At 53.8% G+C, this 25,462-nt stretch carries 18 protein-coding genes and 3 tRNA genes; 11 read left to right on the top strand and 10 right to left on the bottom strand.

What is annotated here, in order from left to right:
• The first annotated feature begins 35 nt into the window (after nucleotides 1-35).
• The 3 genes from ptrA to recD are packed head-to-tail and all read left to right on the top strand — an operon-like array spanning nucleotide 36 to nucleotide 8,451.
• Nucleotides 36-2,924, top strand: a complete 2,889-nt coding sequence (gene ptrA / locus V2154_RS17820; protein ID WP_353503262.1) for a pitrilysin — start codon at nucleotides 36-38, stop codon at nucleotides 2,922-2,924.
• Entirely contained in the window at nucleotides 2,921-6,505 is a 3,585-nt protein-coding gene (recB, locus tag V2154_RS17815; RefSeq protein WP_353503261.1) for an exodeoxyribonuclease V subunit beta, read from the top strand. Before ptrA ends, recB begins: the two co-directional genes overlap by 4 nt.
• The gene (recD, locus tag V2154_RS17810) at nucleotides 6,502-8,451 is read left to right on the top strand and encodes an exodeoxyribonuclease V subunit alpha (RefSeq protein WP_353503260.1); all 1,950 of its coding nucleotides are present in this window, start codon (nucleotides 6,502-6,504) and stop codon (nucleotides 8,449-8,451) included. The genes recB and recD overlap by 4 nt, the downstream gene beginning before the upstream one ends.
• Nucleotides 8,452-8,526: 75 nt before the next feature.
• On the opposite strand, the gene argA is transcribed toward recD, so the two are convergent.
• A complete protein-coding gene (argA, locus tag V2154_RS17805; RefSeq protein ID WP_353503259.1) occupies nucleotides 8,527-9,852 on the bottom strand; it encodes an amino-acid N-acetyltransferase in 1,326 nt (441 codons plus the stop codon).
• Between the two features lie 229 nt (nucleotides 9,853-10,081).
• Between argA and amiC the strand changes: the two genes are divergently transcribed.
• Complete coding sequence (gene amiC, locus V2154_RS17800) at nucleotides 10,082-11,332, top strand: N-acetylmuramoyl-L-alanine amidase AmiC (RefSeq protein WP_353503258.1); 1,251 nt, start codon at nucleotides 10,082-10,084, stop codon at nucleotides 11,330-11,332.
• Nucleotides 11,333-11,474: 142 nt separating this feature from the next.
• Here amiC and V2154_RS17795 read toward each other — a convergent pair.
• From V2154_RS17795 to V2154_RS17785, 3 genes are all read right to left on the bottom strand, one after another.
• Nucleotides 11,475-11,551 (bottom strand) — tRNA-Met (locus tag V2154_RS17795).
• A 49-nt stretch (nucleotides 11,552-11,600) separates the two neighbouring features.
• Nucleotides 11,601-11,677, bottom strand: a tRNA-Met gene (locus tag V2154_RS17790).
• A 69-nt stretch (nucleotides 11,678-11,746) separates the two neighbouring features.
• Nucleotides 11,747-11,823: transfer RNA gene (locus V2154_RS17785), tRNA-Met, on the bottom strand.
• Between the two features lie 221 nt (nucleotides 11,824-12,044).
• Between V2154_RS17785 and mltA the strand changes: the two genes are divergently transcribed.
• Nucleotides 12,045-13,232, top strand: coding sequence for a murein transglycosylase A (gene mltA / locus V2154_RS17780; protein ID WP_353503257.1), 1,188 nt, complete (start codon nucleotides 12,045-12,047; stop codon nucleotides 13,230-13,232).
• A 127-nt stretch (nucleotides 13,233-13,359) separates the two neighbouring features.
• Nucleotides 13,360-14,175, top strand: coding sequence for a tRNA cyclic N6-threonylcarbamoyladenosine(37) synthase TcdA (gene tcdA / locus V2154_RS17775; protein WP_353503256.1), 816 nt, complete (start codon nucleotides 13,360-13,362; stop codon nucleotides 14,173-14,175).
• Nucleotides 14,176-14,203: 28 nt separating this feature from the next.
• Here tcdA and csdE read toward each other — a convergent pair whose 3' ends face one another.
• Nucleotides 14,204-14,638: a cysteine desulfurase sulfur acceptor subunit CsdE gene (gene csdE / locus V2154_RS17770; RefSeq protein WP_353503255.1), complete on the bottom strand. Its 435-nt coding sequence runs from the start codon at nucleotides 14,636-14,638 to the stop codon at nucleotides 14,204-14,206.
• Between the two features lie 34 nt (nucleotides 14,639-14,672).
• Nucleotides 14,673-15,878: a cysteine desulfurase CsdA gene (gene csdA / locus V2154_RS17765; protein WP_353503254.1), complete on the bottom strand. Its 1,206-nt coding sequence runs from the start codon at nucleotides 15,876-15,878 to the stop codon at nucleotides 14,673-14,675.
• Nucleotides 15,879-16,130: 252 nt separating this feature from the next.
• Here csdA and V2154_RS17760 point away from each other — a divergent pair, with 252 nt between their 5' ends.
• The 4 genes from V2154_RS17760 to rlmM all read left to right on the top strand — a co-directional run bounded on the left by V2154_RS17760 (nucleotide 16,131) and on the right by rlmM (nucleotide 19,317).
• Complete coding sequence (locus tag V2154_RS17760) at nucleotides 16,131-16,352, top strand: YgdI/YgdR family lipoprotein (RefSeq protein WP_034792834.1); 222 nt, start codon at nucleotides 16,131-16,133, stop codon at nucleotides 16,350-16,352.
• 509 nt (nucleotides 16,353-16,861) lie between these two features.
• A complete protein-coding gene (locus V2154_RS17755) occupies nucleotides 16,862-17,782 on the top strand; it encodes a transcriptional regulator GcvA (RefSeq protein WP_034792832.1) in 921 nt (306 codons plus the stop codon).
• Nucleotides 17,783-17,822: 40 nt separating this feature from the next.
• Nucleotides 17,823-18,218 (top strand): DUF423 domain-containing protein, encoded by a 396-nt coding sequence (locus V2154_RS17750; RefSeq protein WP_034792830.1) that lies wholly within the window; start codon nucleotides 17,823-17,825, stop codon nucleotides 18,216-18,218.
• Nucleotides 18,211-19,317, top strand: coding sequence for a 23S rRNA (cytidine(2498)-2'-O)-methyltransferase RlmM (gene rlmM, locus V2154_RS17745; protein ID WP_353503253.1), 1,107 nt, complete (start codon nucleotides 18,211-18,213; stop codon nucleotides 19,315-19,317). Before V2154_RS17750 ends, rlmM begins: the two co-directional genes overlap by 8 nt.
• Nucleotides 19,318-19,404: 87 nt before the next feature.
• Here the strand turns inward: rlmM and xni are convergent, their stop codons facing one another.
• The 3 genes from xni to queF form a co-directional block, all read right to left on the bottom strand.
• A complete protein-coding gene (gene xni, locus V2154_RS17740) occupies nucleotides 19,405-20,160 on the bottom strand; it encodes a flap endonuclease Xni (RefSeq protein ID WP_353503252.1) in 756 nt (251 codons plus the stop codon).
• A gap of 77 nt (nucleotides 20,161-20,237) precedes the next feature.
• Nucleotides 20,238-21,602 carry a nucleotide 5'-monophosphate nucleosidase PpnN gene (gene ppnN, locus V2154_RS17735; protein ID WP_353503251.1) on the bottom strand — a complete coding sequence of 455 codons (1,365 nt, stop codon included), beginning with the start codon at nucleotides 21,600-21,602 and terminating at the stop codon, nucleotides 20,238-20,240.
• Between the two features lie 243 nt (nucleotides 21,603-21,845).
• Entirely contained in the window at nucleotides 21,846-22,691 is an 846-nt protein-coding gene (queF, locus tag V2154_RS17730) for an NADPH-dependent 7-cyano-7-deazaguanine reductase QueF (protein WP_353503250.1), read from the bottom strand.
• Nucleotides 22,692-22,784: 93 nt separating this feature from the next.
• Here queF and syd point away from each other — a divergent pair, with 93 nt between their 5' ends.
• Complete coding sequence (gene syd, locus V2154_RS17725) at nucleotides 22,785-23,336, top strand: SecY-interacting protein (RefSeq protein ID WP_353503249.1); 552 nt, start codon at nucleotides 22,785-22,787, stop codon at nucleotides 23,334-23,336.
• A gap of 697 nt (nucleotides 23,337-24,033) precedes the next feature.
• Here the strand turns inward: syd and V2154_RS17720 are convergent.
• Nucleotides 24,034-25,272: an MFS transporter gene (locus V2154_RS17720; protein ID WP_353503248.1), complete on the bottom strand. Its 1,239-nt coding sequence runs from the start codon at nucleotides 25,270-25,272 to the stop codon at nucleotides 24,034-24,036.
• Between the last annotated feature and the right edge of the window lie 190 nt (nucleotides 25,273-25,462).

Raw genomic sequence — 25,462 nt, 5'->3', positions numbered from 1 at the left:
AGTTCAAAAATTTACCTTATTGGGGGAGAGTGGCAATGTTAAAACAGCTTACCCGTGTTTCAGGGTTACTGTTGTTATCAGTCTTTTGGATACCGGCAGCATGGTGTGCGACTGACTGGCAGCCGTATGCACAAGCAATCAATAAGAGTCAGAACGACCCGCGTCAGTATCAGGCGATCACGTTGAATAATGGGATGACGGTGCTATTGGTTTCCGACAGCGAAGCCAGTAAATCTCTGGCTGCGTTAGCGATTCCCGTGGGATCTTTAGAAGATCCCGACTCCCAACTCGGTCTGGCACACTACACCGAACATATGCTGCTGATGGGCTCCAAAAAGTATCCCGAGCCGGAAAGCCTGTCTGAGTTTTTGAAAAAGCACGGTGGCAGCCACAATGGCAGCACCGCCTCCTACCGCACGGCTTTTTATCTTGAGGTTGAAAATGACGCGCTACAGCCCGCGGTTGATAGATTAGCGGACGCCATTGCCGAGCCGCTGCTCGACCCATTGAATGCCGACCGTGAACGTAACGCGGTCAATGCCGAGCTGACCATGGCGCGTTCCCGAGACGGCATGCGTATGGCGCAAGTTCGCGCTGAAACCCTAAACCCTGCTCACCCTAGCGCCCGTTTTTCCGGCGGCAACCTTGATACGCTAAAAGATAAGCCAGGGAGTAAATTACACGATGAGCTTACGGCATTTTATCATCGTTATTACTCGGCTAATCTGATGGTGGCCGTGATTTATAGCAATAAACCCTTGCCCGAACTGGCCCAGCTGGCCGCAGACACCTTTGGTAAAATTGGCAACCACAACGCCAGCGTCCCGGCCATTACTGTTCCGACGCTTACTGAGGCGCAAAAGGGTGAGATTATTCATTTCATTCCGGCCCAGCCGCGTAAACAGCTGCGCATTGAATTTGCCATTGATAACAACAGCGCTGCTTTCCGCAGTAAAACTGACACCTATATCAGTTATTTGATTGGCAACCGTAGCCCTAACACCTTATCGGACTGGTTACAGAAAGAGGGGCTGGCTGATGGAATTAATGCCGGGGCGGATCCTATGGTGGATCGCAATCAGGGCGTGTTCAATATCTCAATTTCCCTTACGGATAAAGGGCTGGCTCAGCGCGACAGAGTGATTGCGGCGGTGTTTAGCTATCTGAATGAGATGCGTCAGCAGGGGATCAAAAAAGAGTATTTCGACGAAATCGCGCACGTCATGGCATTGGATTATCGTTATCCGGCGTTAACTCGCGATATGGATTATGTCGAGTGGCTGGTTGATACCATGCTCAGAGTGCCTGTCGAGCACGTTTTAGATTCGCCATATTTAACCGACCAGTTTGACCCTGCGGCTATCGCTGCCCGCCTTGATCAACTGACACCACAGAATGCTCGTTACTGGTACATCAGCCCTGATGAACCCCACAATAAAGTGGCCTATTTTGTGAATGCGCCTTATCAGGTTGATAAGCTCCCCGCCGCGACCTTTGAACAATGGAAGCAGCAGAGCCAGCAAATTTCGCTCTCTCTGCCTGCGCTGAACCCCTACATTCCTGACTCTTTGGCGTTGGTGAATAAGCAGGGCGACCAGACCAAACCTAAGCTGGTGGTGGAGAAAAAAGGCCTGCGCGTTTTCTACATGCCAAGCCGTTATTTTTCGCAAGAGCCCAAAGCCAATGTGATGGTGTCGTTCCGCAACGCTCAGGCGCTGGATAATGCTAAAAACCAGGTATTGTATGGCCTGACGGACTATCTGACCGGCGTGGCCTTTGACCAACTGAGCTATCAGGCCTCTATTGGCGGCATTAGCTTCTCCACCTCGCCAGACAATGGATTGCAGTTTGCAGCCACTGGCTTTACCGAGCGTTTGCCGGTATTGCTTAGCAAGCTGGTGGACAGCTATCCGGATTTCAAACCGACCCAAGAACAGCTTGATCAGGCTAAGTCCTGGTATCTGGAACGTTTAGCGTCAGCGGATAAAGGCAAGGCCTTTGAGTTGGCCCTGCAACCCGTCCAGCTGGTTTCCCGCATCCCTTATACCGAGCGAGAAGAGCGTGAAAAGCTAGTCAAGGGCATCACCCTTGAGCAAATCAACGCCTACCGCGAGAGCCTTATCCATAACGCCGCAGTGGAGATTATGGTGATTGGCAACATGACTGAGCCTGAAGTGAAGGCCATGTCAGAAGCTATCGTCAATAAAGTGGGAGTACACGGTTCTCAGTGGTGGCGCGGCAGCCATGTTGAAATCAAAAAACCGCAGAAGGTCAATATTCAGCGTCAGGGTAGCAGCACGGACTGCGCGCTGGCGGCGGTCTATATTCCGACTGGCTATGATGAAGTGCAGAGCATGGCCTACAGCTCGCTGCTCGGCCAGATTATCCAGCCTTGGTTCTACAGCCAATTACGCACTCAGGAGCAGCTGGGGTATGCCGTGTTTGCCTTCCCAATCCCTGTCGGCAAGCAGTGGGGGATTGGCTTCCTGCTGCAAAGCAACAGCAAGCAGCCACAGTACCTTTATCAGCGCTATTTGGCATTTTATCCTCAGGCGGAAAAACGGCTGCGTGCCATGAAGCCTGACGAATTTGCGCAGTACAAACAGGCGCTGATTAATGAGATGCAGCAGCGTCCGCAAACGCTTGATGAAGAGGCCGATCGCTTAGGCAATGATTTCAGCCGTGGAGAAAGCGACTTTAATACGCGCGACAAGGTGCTGGCGGTTATTAAGAGCCTGACCCAACAGGAGTTGGCGGATTATTTCCATAAAGCGGTGATCAAAATGAACGGCCTAGCGATGCTTTCGCAAGTGTCAGGCAATGACGCGAAAACGGCTGATTATGCCAAACCGGCCGGGTTTAAAACCTACCCGAACACGTCTTCAATCCAGAAAACATTTCCTCACCAGGTAAACAGTCAATGACAGAGATTATCCCGCAGAAGCTTGAACCGCTGACGCTGCCCCTCACCGGAGCACGGTTGATTGAGGCCTCTGCGGGCACGGGCAAGACCTTCACGCTGGCCGTGCTTTATCTGCGGCTATTGCTCGGGCTGGGCAAGGAGGCCGCTTTTCCCCGCAGTTTGACGGTGGAAGAAATTCTGGTGGTGACCTTTACCGAGGCGGCTACTGAGGAGCTACGTGGCCGTATCCGCAGCAACATTCATGAGCTAAGAATTGCCTGCGTGCGGGGCCAGAGCGACAACCCGATGATGATGTCGCTGATGGCGCAAATCGAGGATTTAGCTTCGGCAGCCCATATTTTGCTGGCGGCAGAACGGCAGATGGATGAAGCCGCGATTTACACCATCCACGGATTTTGCCAGCGAATGCTCACTCACAACGCATTCGAGTCAGGCATTCTGTTTGAACAGACCTTAGTTCAAGACGAGTTACCTTTGCGCCGTCAGGCCTGCGCCGACTTCTGGCGTCGCCATTGCTATCCGCTGCCACTGGACATCGCGCGCGTGATTTCGCAGGAGTGGAGCGGGCCGGAAGCCTTACTCAGTGACTTATCGCCTTATTTGCATGGTGAAATGCCCCAGCTCCGCCAGCCGCCGGCTGAGGACGAAACTATTGAGACGCGTCACCAGCAGATACTCGAACGCATTAACAGCATCAAGCAGCAATGGCTGGCGGCATCGGCTGATATCGCCGCTATCATTAATGACTCCGGGGTCGATAAACGCAGTTATAGCTCACGATATCTGCCGGTGTGGCTCGAAAACGTCGGGTTATGGGCGGCGCAAGCCACTGAAGACTACCAGTTGCCGAAGGAACTTGAGCGCTTTAGACAGTCGGTGCTGTTGGAAAAAACCAAGAAAGGCAATGCTCCGCAGCACGGCGTTTTCGACAGCATAGACGCCATCTTCACCGAGCCTCTGACGCTGCGCGATTTGATTATTGCGCGAGCATTAAGCGAAATTCGTTTCACCATTCAGAAAGAGAAGCGCCAGCGCGCCGAGCTAGGCTTTGACGATCTCTTGAGCCGCCTTGACGCCGCGCTGCACCAGCCTGGCGTAGAGCTGTTAGCACAGGCTATTCGCAGCCGTTATCCGTTGGCGATGATCGACGAATTCCAGGATACGGACCCCCAGCAGTACCGCATCTTCCAGCGCCTTTATATCAACCAGCCCCAGTGCGGGTTGCTGCTTATCGGTGACCCAAAGCAGGCGATTTATGCATTTCGCGGCGCTGATATCTTTACCTATATGCGCGCTCGTTCTGAAGTTAGTGCTCACTACACTATGGACACCAACTGGCGCTCATCAGTAAGCATGGTTAAAGGCGTTAACCACCTGTTTTCCCAGCTGAATAACCCGTTCGTATTCTCCCAAATTCCTTTTATTCAGGTCTCTCCGGCGGGGAAAAATACCCCGCTCGACTTTGAACTAAATGGGCAGAGCCAACCTGCTTTGCATTTCTGGTTGCAGCAGGGGGAAGGAGTTGGAGTAAGTGATTACCAACAGCTGATGGCGCGCCAGTGCGCGGCGCAGATTCGCGACTGGCTGACTGCCGGGCAAAATCAACAGGCGTGGCTGGTGAATGCCAAGGGTGAACGTAGTCTGGTTCAGGCGTCCGATATTACCGTTTTGGTACGCAGTCGGGCAGAGGCGGCGCTGATCCGCGATGCCCTCAGCGCGCTCGACATTCCTTCTGTGTATCTCTCCAACCGCGACAGCGTTTTCGAAACGGCTGAAGCCAAGGACATTTTGTGGCTGTTGCAGGCGGTGCTGACTCCTGAACACGAGCGCACCCTGCGCAGTGCCATGGCCACCGGCATCATCGGCCTTGATGCCCTGACGCTGGATAACTTGAGCAAAGATGAGCGGGCCTGGGATGCCTTAGTCGACGAGTTTGACGGCTACCGCCAGCGCTGGGCGCGGCGCGGCGTGCTGCCCATGCTTAAGTCATTGATTGCTCATCGTCATTTGGCCGAGAACCTGCTGGCGGCAACCGGGGGCGAGAGAAGACTGACCGATTTACTGCATCTTGGCGAGTTGTTGCAGGAAGCCGCCGCCCAGCTTGATAGTGAGCACGCACTGGTGCGCTGGTTGGCGCAGCAAATCGCCTCCCCGGATCGCCAATCGCAGAGCCAACAATTAAGGCTGGAGAGCGATAAACACTTGGTGCAGGTGGTGACCATTCATAAGTCCAAAGGTCTGGAGTATCCGCTGGTCTGGCTGCCGTTTATCAGTAATTTCCGCCAGCAGCAGCAAGGCTTGTACCACGACCGCAGCACCTTTTCGGCCATGCTAGACCTCAACAGTGATGAGCAAAGTAAAGAGTTGGCCGAAGAGGAGCGTCTGGCGGAGGATCTCCGTCTGCTCTATGTGGCGCTGACGCGTTCGGTTTACCACTGTAGCGTGGGCATTGCGCCTTTGATGCAAGGCAACCGCAAAAAGCAGGGCGATACCGATTTACACCTCGGGGCGATGGGCTATTTGGTGCAGAAAGCTCAGGCTGCCGACGCCGCAGGGTTAGTCGCCTGCCTCAGTAGCATTAGCAATGAGGATGTGGTGTTCTCCGCTATTGAATCGCCAGAGCAAACGCCGTGGGCCGCGCCAAGCGATGAGCTAAAAACACTTTCCGCACGCCAAATGAAACGCCAAATTCAAGACAGCTGGCGCATCACCAGTTACTCCGGCCTACAGCAGCACGGCACGGCGTTGGCGCAAGACCTGCTGCCGAAGCTAGATGTTGAAGCTGCGGGTGAGCAGCAAGAGGTCGTTGAGCCACAAATGAACGCCCACACGTTTCCGCGCGGTGCTTCGCCCGGGACCTTCCTGCACAGCATTTTCGAAGAAATCGCCTTTGACGCAGAAGTTGATGACCAGTGGCTGACGGAAAAGCTAACAGCTCAGGGCCTAGATGCTGAGTGGCTACCCGTGCTTAAAGCCTGGATTGAAGCCATTTTAAACACGCCGCTCGGTGAGCCGCAGATGAAACTCAGCGCGATTGACCAAGGTAAATTGCAGTCTGAATTGCAGTTCTACTTGCCTATCGACAGCTTGCTTCAGGCTTCGCAACTCAACGCCGTGGTGAAACATTTCGACAGTTTATCCGCCCGCTGCCCGTCGCTTAACTTCCAGCAGGTGCAGGGCATGCTCAAAGGCTTTATCGACTTAGTATTCTTCTGGGAAGGGCGTTTTTACTTGCTCGATTACAAGTCCAACTGGCTGGGTGATGACAGTAGTGCTTATACCGAAGAAGCGATGGAAAGTGCGATGGCTGAGCACCGCTATGACCTGCAATACCAGCTCTATACGCTGGCGCTCCATCGCTATTTAGGCCATCGGCTGGCCGATTATGACTATGAGCGCCATTTTGGTGGTGTGATTTATCTGTTCCTGCGCGGCGTGGATCCGGAGCATCCGGGTAATGGCGTTTTCCGCCGTCGCCCGTCGCAGGAGTTCGTCGAATGCCTCGACCAACTATTTAGAGGTGAGTTTGTCCCTGATGAAGCCATGCTGGAACAGGCCAGAATGCTGGAGGGGCAGCTATGAACACCTCGGTGACAGTGAAAAATGGTTCAGCAGTAGATGCTCTGTTTGAGCAAGCCTTGCTGCAAGGCGCGCTCAGGTCACTGGACGTGCAGTTTGCCCGCATGATAGCTGGCGGGACGCAGGCAGAGACTGAATATGCCGCGTTAATGCTGGCGGCCGCCTGCCTGAGCAGCGAGGCGGGGAGTGGCCACGTGTGCCTGCATTTGGACCAGCTCAGCCCAGATTCCCTGTTTGACAGTCGTTATCCGCAGCTAGCTATCGAGCTGTGGAAAACAGCCGGTGAGCCGGATACCGAGCAGTGGCTGACACTATTAAACCGCCACGCAGCTGTCAGCGACGGCAGCCAGCCAACGCCGATGGTCTTGCAGGAAAACCGTCTTTATCTCCAGCGAATGTGGCAGAGCGAGGGCGAGGTCGCCGATTTCTTCAGTGCTGAAAAACGTCTGGATGCCTCGCTCATTTCACCACTGACCGTGGATGAAACGCGGCTTAAAACGATTCTGGATGACCTGTTTGGTCACTCAGACTCAGCCGAGATTGATTGGCAGAAAGTTGCGGCGGCGGTGGCGGCTACCCGGCGGATTTCAATCATTTCCGGCGGGCCTGGAACTGGCAAAACCACCACGGTTGCCAAGCTATTGGCCGCGCTGGTTCAGCTCTATCCGCAGCAGAAACTGCGCATTCAACTCGCCGCGCCCACCGGCAAGGCGGCAGCGCGTTTGACCGACTCTCTGGGGCAGGCCAGTCTGCGTTTACCTCTTAGCGAAGCCGAGCGCGCCGCTTTCCCGGCTGAAGCCTCGACATTACACCGATTGCTGGGCGCACAGCCCGGCAGCCAGCGCATGCGTTACCACCGTGGGAATCCGCTGCACCTTGACGTGCTGGTGGTGGATGAAGCCTCAATGGTTGACCTGCCGATGATGGCGCGGCTGATTGAAGCACTGCCCGCGCAGGCGCGAGTGATTTTCCTTGGCGACCGTGACCAGTTGGCTTCGGTAGAAGCAGGGGCGGTGTTGGGAGATATCTGCCGCTTTGCAGAGCAGGGGTATAGCGCAGAACGCGCCACCCAACTGAGTTATTTGACCGGCTGCCCTGTAGCGCCAACCGAAGTGGCTAACGCCGCCAGCGTGCGCGATAGCTTGTGCCTGCTGCGCCGCAGCTATCGGTTTGATTCGGCGTCGGGTATTGGTCAGTTGGCGAAAGCCGTCAATGCAGGGGAGAGCGCCGCCGCGTCTGCCGTGCTGGCGCAAGGCTTGCCGGACGTGACGGGATATCCGCTCAATGAAACTGAGGATTTCCAGCCGCTGCTCGATGCCTGCTTGGCGGGCTATCTTCCTTATCTCCAAGGCGTCAGACACAGCGCATCGCCGGATAGCATTTTGCAGGACTTTGGCCGTTTTCAAGTGCTATGCGCGCTGCGCGAAGGACCGTTTGGCGTAAAAGGGCTGAATGAGCGCATCGAACAACTGCTAAATCGCAAAGGGCTGATCCGCCGACCTGCCGTGCTGGCGGGGAAATGGTATGCCGGCAGGCCGGTGATGATCAGCCGAAATGACAGTGCGCTGGGGTTATTCAACGGTGATATCGGTATCGCCTTGCAAAGCGAAAGTGGCGAGCTGAGGGTCTACTTCCAGCTTCCGGGCGGTGAAGTGAAATCCGTGCAGCCGAGCCGCTTGCCAGCCCATGAAACGGCTTACGCCATGACGGTGCATAAGTCTCAAGGCTCTGAGTTTGACCACACGCTGCTGGTGCTGCCTAACCATTTCCTGCCGGTGCTAACCCGTGAGTTAGTCTATACCGCCATTACCCGAGCTAAAAAGCAGTTGTCGCTTTATGCCAGTGAGAAGGTGTTCAACATCGCGACCCGCACGCGAACTCGCCGCCGCAGCGGGCTGGCGGAACGGCTGAGCGAACAGGGCGAGTCGTCCTCTCTCAATCCTGAGTAGTAAAAACAAAACGGGGCTTCTCTACGCGTGAGAAGCCCCGTTATTTTTTATCACTAACCTAGTGTAAGCCCTGCTTTAAAGCTCGGTCAGCAGAATTTTGGAGCGGCGCTGATAGTTGTACATTTCCTGTTTCTGGATTGGCAGGACGTCTACTTCAGCCGGCTGGAAACCGCGCTCCTGGAACCAGTGGATGCTGCGAGTGGTTAACACAAACAGGCGATCCAGCCCCATTTGCTTCGCCTGGCTGGCGACGCGTTTCAGCAGCATTTCGCCGCGTGACGAGCTGCGATAGTCGGGATGCACCGCCACGCAGGCCATTTCGCCAATACGCTCTTCTGGGAACGGATAGAGCGCGGCGCAGGCGATGGTCAGGTTATCGCGTTCAATAATAGTGAATTTATCGATTTCCATCTCTAGCTGCTCGCGGGAGCGGCGCACCAAAATACCCTGCTGCTCCAGCGGGCGAATCAGCTCAAGAATGCCGCCGATATCGTTAATTGTCGCACGGCGCACCTGTTCGGCACTTTCCATCACGATTTGCGTACCGATACCGTCGCGGGAGAACAGCTCCTGAACCAGGGCGCCGTCTTCCTGATAGCTGATCAGATGGCTACGGCGCACGCCGCTGCGGCAGGCTTTGACTGCCCCACGCAGGAAGCGCACGGTGCCGGACTGATAATCGCCACTGGCTTCCATGGTGTCGATTCGAGCCTGCGCATCGTTCGGGAACAGTTCCGAAATAATATTATCGTCTTCGTCGATCACGCCCTGAGACGAGCAGAAGCCAATCATTTTTTCTGCTTTCAATTTGATTGCAAGCTGGGTCGCCACCTCTTCGGAGGTCAGGTTGAAGCTTTCACCCGTAACGGAAACGGCAACCGGCCCAAGCAGCACAATGGCGTTGCTGTCGAGTTGGCGGTGGATCGCTTCTTCATCAATACGGCGAATACGGCCGGTATGGCAGTAGTCGATACCGTCGTCGACCCCCAAAGGCTGGGCGATGATGAAGTTACCGCTGACCACATTAATATGCGCGCCCTGAAGTGGCGTATTATTCAGGCTCATGGAGAGGCGGGCGGTGATGTCGAGCTGCAATAAACCCGCCGCTTGCTTGACTAATTCGAGGGTACGGGCGTCGGTGACGCGGGTATTCTTATGGTAGATAGGTTCATAATTATGCTCCGCCAGATTTTCATCAATCTGCGGGCGAGCGCCGTAAACCACCACCAAACGAATGCCCAGACTGTGTAACAGCCCGATATCATTGACGATGTTGGTAAAGTTCTCATGCTCAATGGCTTCGCCGCCCAGCATGACAACGAACGTTTTGCCACGGTGTGCATTAATGTAGGGAACCGAGTGGCGAAAACCCTGAACCAATTCAGTACTACGTTCCTTCACGGCAAAACCTCATTTGAATTTTTATTCGTAATTTCTGTATTTTTATTCTTTTATGCCGATGTGGCAAGTAAGAAATCTCTCTTTTTGTTCACAAAGCATCAACAAGCTTAAAATTTAGCCAATCCCGTTTATGAATGACAGGGCAGAGTCGATTCGTTAGAATTTTCCTATTGAGCCTTTTTGGCTGTTTTGTTTTTTGCTCATTTTGAGCCCTTACCTTTGAGACTGCATGACTGACGATAATCACAATTTTGGCCGAAGACGCCTGTTACAAAGCGTAGCTGCTTCGTGGATGCTCAGCGTCAGCCGGGTGGGTTTTGCCGCCAGTTCACAAGTGGTTGCCGTGCGCGTCTGGCCCGCTTCTTCCTATACTCGCCTGACGCTAGAGTCCAGTACCCCGCTGAAATATAAGCATTTCACTCTCACCAATCCTCATCGGCTGGTTATCGATATTGAAGGTGTCCACCTCAATAGCGTGCTTAAGGGCGTAGGTAAGCAGATCCAGCAAAATGATCCTTTTATCAAACAGGCCAGAGTAGGCCAGTTTGATAAAACGACGATCAGGCTGGTGATGGAGCTGAAAAAGCAGATTAACCCGCACGTTTTCACCCTCAAGCCGGTTGCCGGAATTCACAACCGCTTGGTGGTGGATCTCTACCCGCAAGAGGGGGCAGTGAGCGCGGAGGATGATCCGCTATTGGCATTGCTGGAAGATTACAACAGGGGCGATGTGGCGCGAACCCTGCCGCCGGAGACGGCCAAAGATGGCAAAGCGGGGCGCGAGCGACCGTTGATCATCATGCTCGATCCCGGGCACGGCGGGGAAGACCCCGGTGCCATCGGCAAATATAAGACCCGTGAGAAAGATATCGTTCTGCTGATTGCCCGCAAGTTGCAGAAACTGATTCAGCGCGAGCCGAACATGAAGGTGCACATGACGCGCAACGAAGACGTCTTCATCCCTTTGAAAGTCCGGGTCGCTAAGGCGAGAAAGCTGCGGGCAGACCTTTTTGTGTCGATTCACGCCGATGCCTTCACCAACCGTGCCGCCCGTGGATCTTCGGTTTTCGCCTTATCGACCAAAGGGGCGACCAGCGCCGCGGCGCGTTTTCTGGCGCAGACGCAGAATGAGTCCGATCAAATCGGCGGCGTGAGTAAAAGCGGCGACCGCTATCTCGACCACACCATGTTCGATTTGGTGCAGACCGCCACCATCAGCGACAGCCTGAAGTTTGGTAAAGAGGTGCTGACGCGCATGGGCAAAATCAATCATCTGCATAAGAACAAGGTCGATCAGGCCGGATTTGCAGTGCTGAAAGCGCCAGACATTCCTTCCATTCTGGTGGAAACGGCGTTTATCAGTAATGTGGAAGAGGAGCGCAAGCTGAAGACCAGCCACTTCCAGCAGAAGGTTGCGGAGTCCATACTGGCGGGCATCAAGGCCTATTTTGCCGATGGCGGCATGTCGGTCAGAAGGTGATGGGCTAAGGCTTTAAGAATAAGAAGGTCAGTGGAGAACATCGCTGGCCTTTTTTGATCGGCTGAAAGAATTTCCAGACGCCAGAAACAAAAAAACACCCGTTAAGGTGTCTGTTGTTCTTTCTTTTATGCTGATTTGTAGTTGGTTGCGGAGGCCGGATTTGAACCGACGACCTTCGGGTTATGAGCCCGACGAGCTACCAGGCTGCTCCACCCCGCGTCCGTCACTACAATGTACTGCTTTTTTTACTTCCCATCCATACTGCAATTGGTTGCGGAGGCCGGATTTGAACCGACGACCTTCGGGTTATGAGCCCGACGAGCTACCAGGCTGCTCCACCCCGCGTCCGTCATTGCTGTACTGCTTCATCGGTAAGTCTTTGATTCCACTTAAGCTTTTACATCTGCATTAAGTTGGTTGCGGAGGCCGGATTTGAACCGACGACCTTCGGGTTATGAGCCCGACGAGCTACCAGGCTGCTCCACCCCGCGTCCGATGAGGGCGAACTATACGCTGCGTGAGATTTCGTGCAACCCTTTTTTCCAAATTAATGTGATAAACCGCCTGTTTAACTGCTTTTTATACACTCTGATGGCTTTTTAAACAGCCCGATCGAATTCATTTTTTTCGATGGTGGCAATTCCTTTCTGATAGGGCCTTTGTTATCGTTTTGGCGGTAGTTTCCCCCTGAAAGCAAGAGAGCGCGGCAATAATGAAAGGACGTTGGAGTAAATATCTGCTGAGTGGTCTGGTCATCGCGATATTGGCGGGCTGTTCATCCAGACCGACCGATCGCGGGCAGCAGTATAAAGATGGTCGACTGGAAAATGCGCTCGAGTATGTTAATGAGCCGAACGCCACAGGCAAACCGGTGAATGCCAAAGATTACGCTAGTCAGGTGATGGAAGTGCAATACGCCTCTTCCACGCTATACGGCAGAAATAACACGACTTTTCAGGCCGTGGAGCAGTGGCTCCGCGCCGGTGCTGATACCCGCACGCTGAGCCAATACGGCATCAGCGCTTATCAGATGGAAGGCGCAGACAACTTCGGTAACGTGCAATTGACCGGCTACTACACGCCGGTGCTGCAGGCGCGCTACACCCGTCAGGGTGAGTTCCAATATCCTTTATATCGCATGCCGCCAAAACGCGGGCGCCTGCCTGATCGCGCTTCAATCTACTCCGGCGCGCTAAGCGATAACTATGTCATTGCCTACACCAACTCGCTGATGGACAACTTCATGATGGAAGTTCAGGGCAGTGGTTATGTGGATTATGGCGATGGTCGCCCATTGACCTTCTTTGGCTATGCCGGCAAAAACGGTCATGCTTACCGCAGTATCGGCAAAGTGCTGATTGACCGTGGCGAAGTGGCGCGTGAAAACATGTCGATGCAGGCGATTCGTCAATGGGCCGATACTCATAGCGAAGCGCAAGTTCGCGAGCTGCTTGAGCAGAATCCTTCTTTCGTTTTCTTCAAGCCAGAACCTTTCACGCCAGTTCGCGGTGCGAGCGGTATCCCGTTAATTGCCAAAGCTTCTGTGGCTTCTGACCGTTCGCTAATCCCGGCAGGTTCCACCCTGTTGGCGGAAGTGCCTGAGTTGGACAACAAAGGCAAATTCACCGGCAAATACCATATGCGCTTGATGGTGGCGCTGGATGTCGGCGGGGCAATTAAAGGCCAGCATTTCGATATGTATCAAGGGATTGGCCCGGATGCAGGCCACTCGGCGGGCTTCTACAATCACTATGGTCGCGTGTGGGTGCTGAAATCAGCACAGAGCGGACAGCCGCTATTTACTGCTTATAATGCCGCAGGCGCGTCATCCGGCCCGGCGACCACCTTGGCTCCGGCTCCGGCGGCGAGCAGCAACGGTGGTTCCTTCTTGTTGAAGTAGCATTATTTCGGCTTCGCGCCTAATTGAGTTAAAATAGTCCATCAAAAGCAGCCTCCGGGCTGCTTTGTTTTTCTGATTCAGAAGCCATTCCCTTGAATTTTAAAGCAAGCACAGAGGTTAATCCGTCATGACAGCAGCTTACTCCGATGCCTATTTACAGCGTTTTGGCGGCACTGCGCGCCTTTACGGCCAGCAGGCATTGACGCTGTTCTCTCAGGCTCACGTCTGTGTGATTGGGATCGGCGGTGTGGGTTCATGGGCCGCCGAAGCGCTGGCGCGTACCGGCATTGGCGCTATCACCTTAATTGATATGGACGATGTCTGCGTAACCAACACCAATCGCCAAATTCACGCGCTGCGTGAGAATGTCGGGCAGTCGAAAACGGAAGTCATGGCCGAGCGTATTTTGGCGATCAATCCTGAGTGTAAAGTCACCTGTATTGATGATTTCATTACGCCCGAAAACGTGGCGGAAATGCTGAATCGCGATTACAGCTACGTCATTGATGCGATTGACAGTGTGCGCCCCAAAGCCGCACTTTTGGCTTACTGCCGCCGCTACAAAATCCCGGTTGTGACCACCGGCGGGGCGGGCGGGCAAATCGACCCAACCCAAATCGCGGTCGTGGATTTAGCGAAAACCATTCAAGACCCGCTGGCGGCAAAATTGCGCGAGCGCCTGAAGAACGATTTTGGCGTGGTGAAAAACAGCAAAGGCAAGTTGGGGATTGACTGCGTGTTCTCGAGTGAGCCGCTGATGTACCCGCAGGCCGACGGCAGCGTCTGCGCGTCACGGGCCACGGCAGAAGGGCCGAAGAGAATGGACTGTGCCTCAGGATTTGGTGCCGCCACCATGGTGACCGCCACCTTCGGCTTTGTTGCCGTATCGCACGTGTTGAAGAAGATGATGGCTAAGGCGCAGCGCCAGCAGACCGCCGCTTAAGGCTGTGTTATGGCGTAAAGCCGGTCAGTCAGGCGTGTTGGCGAGCCAGTGCCAAGACGCCTTCGGCCAGAGCGGAAAGGCCACTGGCCCGGCTAGTGCTTAACTGTTCGCGCAGCCCCAAGGTGTCGAACAGCGCCAGAGGGTCACTCGCCAGGATCTCCTTTGGCGTCTTGCCTTCCACCGTGGTCAGTATTACCGCCAGCAGGCCTTTGACAATGCGGCCTTCGCTGTCACCGTAGAAATGCATCCCGCCGTTTTCCGCCAGTTCGCCCCCCAGCCATACCCGATTTTCACAACCCGAAAGCTCGATGTCGGCAGTTTTCAGCTGGGGATCCAGCGCGGGGACTCTTTTCGCCAATAAGATCAGCTGGCGATAACGATCCTCCCACTGGCGCAGGCCGGAGAATGTCTCGGACAGCGACTGGGGGGGGATCTCATGTCCAAAAGGATGGGGCGCTAACATGTTAATTCTCTTTATTCGGCTTAATATCAATGGGTTAATCGGCGAGTAGCTCCAAGGCGTACTTCACCGCAGCGATCAGGCGTTCGACATCATTTTGCGTATTATAAGGCGCGAAAGAGACGCGTAATGTGCCACTGACCCCCATCGCATCCATTAAAGGCTGTGCGCAGTGCTGCCCGGCGCGCAGCGCAATACCCTGCTCGGCCAGCAGCGCCACCAAATCACTGTGATGCACGCCGGCAATATCAAAAGCCAATATAGACGCGTTTTGGCAGCGGAAACTGCGAAAACCCGGCAATAGCGCCAATTGCTGTTCAGCCAGCGTAGCCAAGTGCTGCGCGTACTTTTCGCCGCCAGCCGTATCAATAGTTTCTAGCCATTCAAGCGCGGCGTCAAAGCCGATAACGCCCGCGATATTCGGCGTGCCTGCTTCGAAACGCTGGGGAACCTTCTGCGGCGTAAAGCCCTGCATGGAGGCCTGAGTGAGCATTTTCCCGCCGCCGTGCCAGGGCTGCATCGCCTCAAGCAGCTCGGTTTTAACATACAGCACGCCAATGCCGGTCGGGCCGTAGAGCTTATGGGCAGAGAAAGCATAGAAGTCGATGTCCATAGCCTGCACGTCCGCCGCACTGTGAACCACGCCCTGCGCGCCGTCCACCACCACCAGAGCTCCACTGGCATGGGCCAAAGTGATAATGCGCTCAAGCTGGGGTATGCCTCCGGTCACGTTGGACATCTGCCCAATCGCCACCAGACGCGTTTTGCTGTTGAGCAGCGCGGGCAGGGCTTCGGCATCGGGCATAAATTGGGCGTTAAGAGGTAATGTCACCACCTTGGCCTGACAGCGTTCTGCCAGCATCAGCCAGGGGATCAGGTTGGCGTGATGCTCGGCCTGACTGACAATAATCTCATCGCCGGGCTGTAGGCGCGGAGCAAAATAGCTCTGCGCCAGCAGATTAATTGACTCGGTGGTGCCTCGGGTCCAGACGATATTTTCTGCTGTCGGCGCATTGATCAGACGCGCAACGCGCGACCGCGCTTTTTCATATTTTTCGGTCAAAGACTGAGCAGCACGGTGCTGACTGCGATGAACCGTCGCGCCTTCTTGAGAATAAAATTCCAAAGTTGCATTTATTACATTTTGCGGCTTCAGCGCGGTTGCGGCGCTATCCAGATAGCACTGCCCGTGCGTAAGTGACGGAAAATTATCACGAAAAGAGGAGAAGTCGAAATCAGTCATAGTGAAGTAAATCTCTTAAATCGGCTGAAAAACATGAAAATTATCCCCGCTGGTACTCCGCATTTATTCATTTTAGGAATGGTTACCGTGGAAATATACCAGAAGCTTGTTATGCTGAATTACGAAGGCTAGAAGAATTAGTCAGATGACTTATCTGGCAACTAAAGCATTTTAATCTATCCCCTTCGTACTTGGCGCTGTAACGTTGTTTTCAGCAGTGCCAAAAACTTTGGGTATAACAAGGAGTCTATGATGAAAAAGATCGCCGCCGTAGTTTCAGCCGTACTGCTGACTTGTACTCTTGCTGCGTGTTCAAGCAACTATGTTATGCATACCAATGATGGTCGTACAATCGTTGCAGAAGGGAAGCCAAGTACCGATGACGATACAGGTATGATCAGCTATACCGATGCGTATGGCAACAAACAGCAGATCAACAAAGCTGAAGTGAAAGAGATGGCTAAAGGTAACTAATCCTTAGTCGAGTCTTTCCAATACGGGAAGCGCTCTTGCTGAAAGTGGCATGAAAATGCCCATCGACAAAACCGGCCATCTTCGGATGCTGCCGGTTTTGTTATTTTATAGTGTCGGTACTTTTAAAAGGCTAAAACGCAAGGGATCTGTAAAGGTTGCGCGTTGGCGCAGAATGCTATCGACAGGCAAAAAAAAGCACCGCAAAATGCGGTGCTAAAAAATCACTTTGGACAGACAGGGTAATGTACAGGAAGTGAAAATTTGTAGCATTTAAGCTACGCGTCCGGATTGCCAGACAATTGCAAACACAACATCACAACCACAAGCCAAAAGTATTTCAGCATCCTCATACCAATCTACTTTTCGTTCCGGCCTAGGAAGTGGCGCCACTATAGGTTTTTGCCTGTACATCCTCAACGGACAATTTATAATGTCTCGGATTAAAAAAACTAATAGTAAAATCCACGGTGAAGCGCTTTGCTGACCGGCGAATAATAAGTATCCACTCAATGTCAAAACGTTTACCACCTCTCAACTCTCTGCGCGTTTTTGACGCAGCGGCACGCCACCTTAGTTTTACTAAAGCGGCGGAAGAGCTATTTGTGACGCAAGCGGCAGTAAGCCACCAGATCAAGTCACTTGAGGACTTTTTAGGCTTAAAACTGTTTCGTCGCCGCAATCGTTCGCTGCTCTTGACCGAAGAAGGCCAGAGTTATTATCTGGATATCAAAGAGATATTCTCTGCTCTTAACGAAGCTACCCGTAAGCTTCAGGCACGAAGTGCTAAAGGCGCGTTGACCGTCAGTTTGCCGCCAAGTTTTGCTATTCAGTGGCTGGTTCCGCGTTTGTCTGGCTTTAACTCAGCTTATCCGGGAATTGACGTTCGTATTCAAGCCGTTGACCGTGAAGAGGATAAACTGGCCGACGACGTGGATGTGGCGATTTTCCACGGTCGGGGAAACTGGCCGGGGCTGCGCGCCGAACGTTTGTATGCCGAATATCTGCTGCCGGTCTGTGCGCCTTCGCTGCTCCTCGGCGATAAACCGCTGAAGCTGCCGGAAGATTTGGCGCACCACACGCTGCTGCATGATGCTTCTCGTCGCGACTGGCTGGCTTACACCAAACAGCTTGGTTTGCAGCATATTAATGTGCAGCAAGGGCCGATTTTCAGCCATAGCGCCATGGTAGTGCAGGCCGCCGTTCACGGGCAGGGCATTGCGCTGGCTAACAACGTGATGGCGCAAACCGAGATTGAAGCAGGGCGTTTGGTATGCCCCTTCAACGAGGTGTTAATCAGTAAAAATGCTTTTTATCTGGTTTGTCATGACAGTCAGGCAGAACTGGGTAAAATAGCCGCCTTTCGTCAGTGGATACTCGCACGGGCGGCGAGTGAACAAGAAAAACTACGCTTTCGATACGATCAGGCTTGAACGTGAATCACCCACTAACAACGAGAACAGGTAACGTCCCATGACCAGTCGTTCAATGTTGATTTTTGCCGCCATCAGCGGCTTTGTCTATGTTGCCTTTGGTGCGTTTGGCGCACATATATTGAGTAAATCTCTCGGACCGGCCGAAATGGCCTGGATTCAAACCGGTTTAACCTACCAGAGTGTGCACACGCTGGCCGTGTTGGTGCTTGGTGTTGCAATGCAGCGCCAGCGCAACCTGTGGTTTTACTGGAGCAGCGCCTGCCTGGCGCTAGGAACAGTGCTGTTTAGTGGCAGTCTCTACTGTCTGGCGCTGTCGCATTTAAGGTTATTTGTGTTTGTCACTCCGATCGGTGGAACCTTCTTCCTGATCGGCTGGATACTGATGTTGATCGGCGCTTTGCGTCTGAATAATAAGGCAAAACGCCATGAATAAAGTTGCTCTCTACTGCCGCTCTGGTTTCGAAAAAGAGTGTGCGGCCGAAATTACCGCCAAAGCCGCCCAGATGGAAATCTTCGGCTTTGCCCGCGTGAAAGAAGACAGTGGTTATGTGCTGTTCGAATGCTATCAGCCGGAAGACGCCGACCGTCTGGCGCGCGACTTGCCTTTCCGCGAGCTGATTTTCGCTCGCCAGCTGATCGTCGTGGGTGAGCTGCTGAAAGACCTGCCGCCGGAAGATCGCGTATCGCCTATCGTCGGTATGCTGCACGGGGTTATCACTAACGGCGGCGAACTGCGTGTCGAAGTGCCTGACACCAATGAAAGCAAAGAGCTGACCAAGTTCTGCCGTAAGCTTACCGTGCCGCTGCGTTCCGCCATGCGCGAACAGCGCATTTTGGGCAAAAAGGAGAACCCTCTGCGCCCGGTAGTCCACGTATTCTTTATTGCGTCGGGCTGCTGCTACGTCGGCTATTCCTACAGTAACAACAACTCGCCATTCTATATGGGCATTCCGCGTCTGAAATTCCCATCCGAGGCACCAAGCCGTTCAACCCTCAAACTGGAGGAGGCGTTCCACGTCTTTATTCCTGCGGATGAGTGGGATGAGCGTCTCGCCAGCGGCATGTACGCGGTAGACCTCGGAGCTTGTCCCGGCGGTTGGACTTACCAGTTAGTGCAGCGCAGCATGATGGTGACGGCGATTGATAACGGCCCGATGGCGCCTAGCCTGATGGACACCGGGCAGGTTATTCACCTGCGTGAAGACGGTTTCCGCTACAAATCGACCAGTACCAAAAACTACTGGCTGGTGTGTGACATGGTTGAGAAGCCAGCGAAAGTCGCGGCTTTGATGTGTGACTGGCTGATTAACGGCTGGTGCCGCGAAACTATTTTCAACCTGAAGCTGCCAATGAAAAAGCGTTATGAGGAAGTGTCAAACATTCTCGAACGTATCAAAGAGCGTCTGGAAGAAAACGGCATCAACGCTGAGATCCACGCCAAGCAGCTCTACCACGACCGTGAAGAAGTGACGGTGCACGTGCGCCGCTTCTGGTCCGCCGTGGGTGGGCGTCGCGATGAGCGCGACCATTAATTAGCTCTCTGGCCTGAGGCCGTTTTCAGGCAATAGTGCGCAAAACGCCGGTGCTGGTGCAGCCCGGCGTTTTTTATTGGCGCGGCATCAGCCAGGCAAACGCAGCTGTTGCAGGTTGCCGCTGAGAGCTAAATCAGTTTGCAGCGTGGAGACGCGCTTACAGGCATAGGCTAAATCGCGATGCTCGAGCAGTTTGGTCCGCCACTTCTCTGGTACAGCCTCGAGATTGTCATACAGCGCGTCTAAGCTTCCGGCCTGCGATAGCAGCGTGACCGCCGCCTTGGGGCCGATACCGGGAACGCCGGGGATCTTACTGCTGCTAATGCCCGCCAGCCCCCAATAGTCGGTGAGCTGTTGCGGCAATACGCCAAACGTCTCTTGCACGAAAGGCATATCAAGCCAGCGCTTTTGGAAGTAATCGCGGATTTGCACATTAGGCGCCAGCAGCTGGCAGTAGCCTTTGTCGGTCGACACGATGGTCACCTGATGCCCACTCCCCGCCACCTTGGCGGTTAGCGTGGCGGCCAAATCATCGGCTTCATTCCCCGCGGAGTGCCAGCAGGCCACGCCGCGCGCGGCAAAGCCTTCTTTCAGGCTCGGCATCTCGGCAAACAGGTTCTCCGGCATGGGGGAGCGGCCCGCCTTGTAATCGGGAAGGCACTGGTGACGCCAGCTGTCGTTGCGATCGTCTTCATCAAACACGGCCACGGCGTGGGTGGGCTGCACGTGTTGAATTAGCTGACCCACGGCGTTTTGGCAGGTCAGTAAGCAAGGGGAGCCTTGAACGGCATGGATGCGTCGAATGAGATTCAGCGCGTCAATAATTAGCAGATGTATAGCCATAGTCAGATTGATTCCATCAATAAGTAGGGCGACTCGCGCCGCCCTACGTTTCCCTTAAATCTGCGCGTCACTTAGCGTCAGGCGCAGATTTCATAGCAAGGAATATAGGCGCTGCCCGGCAGCTTCATACGGTGCTGGGCGACGAAACCTTGCAGCAGGCTGTCCATTTTCTTCATTAATGCCGGGTCGCCGTGCAGCTTGAAACGACCATGTTTCTCGATTTCACGGATGCCGAACTCTTTCACGTTACCTGCCACAATCCCCGAGAAGGCTCGGCGCAGCGCGGCGGCCAGCTCTTCGGGTGGCTGGTCCGGGTAGAGATTCAGCGCGGCCATGTTTTCGTGGTTCGGCTCAAACGGCATTTGCAGGTCCGGCGCGATACGAATCGACCAGTTGAAACTGTAAGCATCGCCACTGTTGCGACGATTCTCTTTCACCAATGGCATCGCGCGCTTCATTTGGCGCGCCACTTCCACCGGATCATCAATGATGATGGTGTAGTGTTTGCGGGCTTCTTCACCCAGCGTGTCTTTGATGAAGGCGTCCAGCACGTTGAAGTAGTCGGCGCTCTCTTTCGGCCCGGTCAGAATCAGTGGCAGCACTTGGTCGCTGTTTTCCGGATTCATCAGAATACCCAGCAGATACAGCAACTCTTCGGCCGTGCCCACGCCGCCAGGGAAGATGATGATGCCATGCGCTATACGCACGAACGCCTCAAGGCGTTTTTCGATATCTGGCATGATAATCAGTTCATTAACCAACGGGTTAGGTGGCTCTGCCGCGATGATTGATGGCTCGGTCATGCCGATAAAGCGGCCGAGTTTATAACGCTGCTGCGCGTGGCCTACCGCCGCGCCTTTCATTGGGGCTTCCATCGCGCCCGGCCCACAGCCGGTGCAGATATTCAGTTCGCGCAGGCCTAATTGGCTGCCGACGTTGCGCGCATACTGGTATTCCACTTCATTAATAGAGTGACCGCCCCAGCAAACCACCATGTTAGGGTCTTCATCCAGATGCAGCGCCCGGGCGTTACGCAGGATAGAAAACACCATGTTGGTCAGGTGGACGGAGTTCTCTTTGTCGAAGTTTTCGAAACGATTATTGTTGGCGATCTGCGCGTTTACAAACAGGATATCGCGCAGCACGGCGAACAGGTTGGCTTGCAGAGAACGAATAATTCGGCCATCGACAAAGGCATCTTCTGGCGGATTTACCAGCTCCAGCTTCACGCCGCGCTCGCGCCGTAACACGTTGATATCGAAGCTTTCGTAGCGATCGAGCAGCTCTTTACTGCTGTCAGTCTGGCTGCCGCTGTTGAGCACGGCGAGTGAGCAATTGCGGAACAGGCGGTACAGGTCGCTGCTCGCAGTGCGTTTGAGCATGTCGACTTCCAACTGCGACAACAAATCCATTGAGCCCAACGGGCTGATATGTGTGATCAAAGTTGCTCCTTTACGCCCGATGGGCGGTATTCACTTCTGCCGGCAGAAAGGCTGCACATGATTTTTGGGATCTCGCTTTTTGCGGCGTGCCGGATCCTGATGGCAGGAATATTTAGCTGATTCCGAAGGCGCCGTGGCGATGAGATACGCCGCGTAACGCCTTCAGAATTAACAGTAACCTCGTCCTCCGGCTTTTACCAACTCAAGCTGACTGTTAGGTTAGTTCTTGAGCGGCATCTCGCATTATTGTCTGACAAGGCGAGCCGTTGCAGGCGTGAACGGGAAGTTGGATCGCCACGGGTTAATGTCTAAACCGCCGCGACGGGTGTAACGAGCATAAACCGCTAATGTTTCAGGCGTGCAGAAATGCATGATGTCGTTGAAGATGCGTTCAACACATTGCTCATGAAATTCATTGTGATTGCGGAAAGAAACCAGATAGCGCAGCAAGGCTTCGCGATTGATTTTCGGCCCGCGATACTGAATTTGCACCGAGCCCCAGTCGGGCTGATGGGTGATCAGGCAGTTGGATTTCAGCAAGTGGCTGACCAGCGACTCTTCGACCATCTCATCGCCGGCGGCTTGTGCCAGATAATCGGTGCTGAATTCGTAGCTGTTGATGGTGATGTCTTGATTGTCGATGCACTCACCGGCAAAACGGCCAACCGGGCTGCCTTCCACGTCTTCAAGGCGAGTGAGGGTGACGCTGACGTCCCCTTCGGCGCAGGCGCTGAGATCACGAGTTAATGTCTCTAACACCACGTCCCAGCTGGCGAATTTGGTCTGGTTGAAACTGTTCAGGTACAGCTTAAAGCTTTTGGATTCGATCAGATTAATGCTGTTGGCATTCAGGCTAATCTCACCTACCGCCACCTGCGGCAAGCCTTTGTCGTTGAGCCAGGACAATTCGTAGAGTGTCCAGATATCCGCGCCGTGAAACGGCAAATTGTCGGGGAACAGCCCCAAAGGCTCGCGGTTCATGCTGCGCGGAACGGCTTGCAGCAGCGACGCGTCATACTGGTCGCGATAAGGCGTTGATTTGCCCAATGTCAGCTGCGAGAGGGCGGGATTATCCTGATATAAGGACATGCTGTCACCTTAGTCTAAGTTCTGGGTACAATAGAATATGAGAAAACCTTTCACGCTAGTTTAACTTAGCCCGGTATGAAGATGAGAGAATTTATGGCTTCAGATGTTTCTGTAGCATTACGTGAGTTTACCCAGCGTTATGTGGATTTTTGGCAGCAAGAGACAGGTTTCCCGCCGTCGAGCGAGGATCTGCTGGGCGTTGACTCCCCCTGCGTAGTGAAAAGCAGCGACACCGCCGTCTACTGGCTGACCCAGGTTTTCAGCCCTGAAGAGACATTAGCCAACGTCGAGCGCGCGCTCGACTTGCAGCTGCGCCCCGAAGCTCACGCGTTTTATACCACCCAGTTCGCCGGGGATATGTCGGCTAAATGGCAGGACCAGCGCCTGACTCTGCTGCAGGTTTGGAGCCCGGAAGACTTCACTCGTCTGCAAGAAAACCTGATTGGCCATCTGGTGACTCAGAAGCGGTTAAAACTCACACCGACCATTTTCTTGGCTACCACTGACTCCGAAATGAGCATGGTTTCGCTGTGCAATGTTAGCGGCGAGGTGGTGCTGGAACAGTTTGGTAGCAAGAAGCGAACTCTGCTGGCACCTACGTTGTCAGAGTTTTTAGCAGGGCTTTCTCCTGCTTTTCCGGATTAAGTCAGCGAGTTGATTCAAGCAAATTGGCTCACAAGCGTGTGAGAGATCTCTCACACGGCCTGTAAGATATGTCGTTTAATCGTTCGCGCTATTTCTCCAGCTCATTACCACAACCTTTAAATAACAATGATTTAGGTTGTGGTTGCCCTTGAGTGATAGTTACTTAGCTATCATTTGTCTCACAAGCTACCTTGTTCGACGTCACAAAATAGACGATTCTAACTGTGTCGAAGGATGACATGAGACAGAACATTAGGATGATGGCTGTTTCATAAAGTAGGGGATAGGCTCAGGACGAGTCAGGACAGCATCGGAGCATGCTAGGATGTTTCAGGACGAAACAAGGGACACCTCCAGGACGGAGATTGAGAGCTCGGAAAGGATAACGAGTGGGTCAGGAAGACTAAAGGATCAATATCAGGAAGATATTAGGAAGACTCGTCAGGATGAAAGTTGGACGATGCAAAGGATGGCTGGTTAGGATAACCAAAGGAAAAGTTTTCAGGGATTGAGCAGGGAGCACTTAGGTAGCTGGATTGCTATAAAACGAACCGGGGGCACTGTGCAAACAGTGCCCCCAACTTTTTGTCTCTATCTTCTGCTTTCAACATCTTCTCGTTTTAACCGCGCATTTCTCTGCCCAAGCCCTGTTCAGCGGCTCAGGCAGTTGCCTTCTCAGTGCCTATTTGCCAATAACTTACCCAATAGCGCCCAGCGCATCTTCTTTACCTTGGCGTTTTGGCAGCAAGAATAAAGTCGCATAGATATCCAACAGGTAGATGGCTGCCAGCAAGCTGATGGCGGCGGTGAAGGAGACTTGCGACACCAGCATGCCTATCACCAGTGGCCCGAAACCGCCCACGCCTCGCCCGACGTTAAACAAGATATTTTGCGCCGTGGCGCGGACATTGACTGGGTAAGTGTCTGATATCAAACCGCCATAGCCACCAATCATGCCATTCACGAACATCCCCATCACCGCACCGGCGAACAGCATCGCCGTAGGATCGGTGAGCTGGGCATAACACACCACCATCAGCACCGCGCCGATTTGGTAAATCAGGAAGATTTTCCAGCGCGGGAAACGATCCGCCAGCACGCCGAACAGCCAGATGCCGAACGTCATGCCAATCACCGTCACGGCGGTCCACAGGCCCGATTTGGTCAGCGAGAAGCCGAAGTTCTTCGACAGGTAGCTTGGCATCCAGATCATCAGCCCGTAATAGCCAAAATTCTGCACCGAGCAGAGGATCAGAATGCCGATGCTGGCTTTGGTGGTAGGTACATCTTTGAACAGCAATTTGACCCGGCTGAACAGCGATTCCGTCGGCGTGCTGCTGGCATGTTTGACGAACTCCTCTGGCTCGCCCATGGTGCGGCGAATTAAGAAGGAGGCAAGGGCAGGCAGTAAGCCGACCAAGAACATGCCGCGCCAGCCGATGACACCTAGCAGCAGCGGCGTCAGGAATGCCGCAAGCAAGACACCAAGCTGCCAACCCATGCCGACGTAAGCCGAAGCCCGGTTGCGTTTCTCTGCGGGCCACGCCTCGGCGATTAACGCCATGCCAATGCCAAACTCTCCGCCCAGACCAACGCCCGCCAAGGTGCGGTAGGCCAGCAAATCCCAGTACCCCTGAGCGATAGCGCACAGGCCGGTAAACAGGGAAAACATCAAAATCGTGAAGGTCAGGACGCGAATTCGCCCGAAGCGATCGCTGATAGGCCCGAAAATCACGCCGCCGAGCACGGCACCTATTAGCGTCCAGGTGACCAGTGAACCGCTTTGAGATGAGGTCAGGCCCAGCTCTGTGGCGATGGCGGGCAGCATGAATCCGAGAATTAATAGGTCGAAACCATCCATGGCGTAGCCAGTGACGGAGGCAATCATCGCTTTAGCCGGGGTGGCGTGGGCTTTTTTAGAGTGTTGGGCAGGCATAGTCAGCGTCAAGTTATGTAAAGTTGGATTATTTTGCCCGCAGACCACGCTAAGTACCAGTATGAAAAACCTATAGATAAGAATTAGCGATAAGCTTAGAAGGGGCATAGCTGGCAGTTGGGGCCTTACGGCTTCAATGCTATGCTTTGCCACTTTGTGAGAGCCTTTGACGCCCACGAATAATGAATGC

The sequence above is a fragment of the Ewingella sp. CoE-038-23 genome (assembly GCF_040419245.1).
Classification (GTDB): domain Bacteria; phylum Pseudomonadota; class Gammaproteobacteria; order Enterobacterales; family Enterobacteriaceae; genus Ewingella; species Ewingella allii.
The sequence above is the reverse complement of the archived record's forward strand: the minus strand, read 5'-3'. Positions and strand labels throughout refer to the sequence as shown.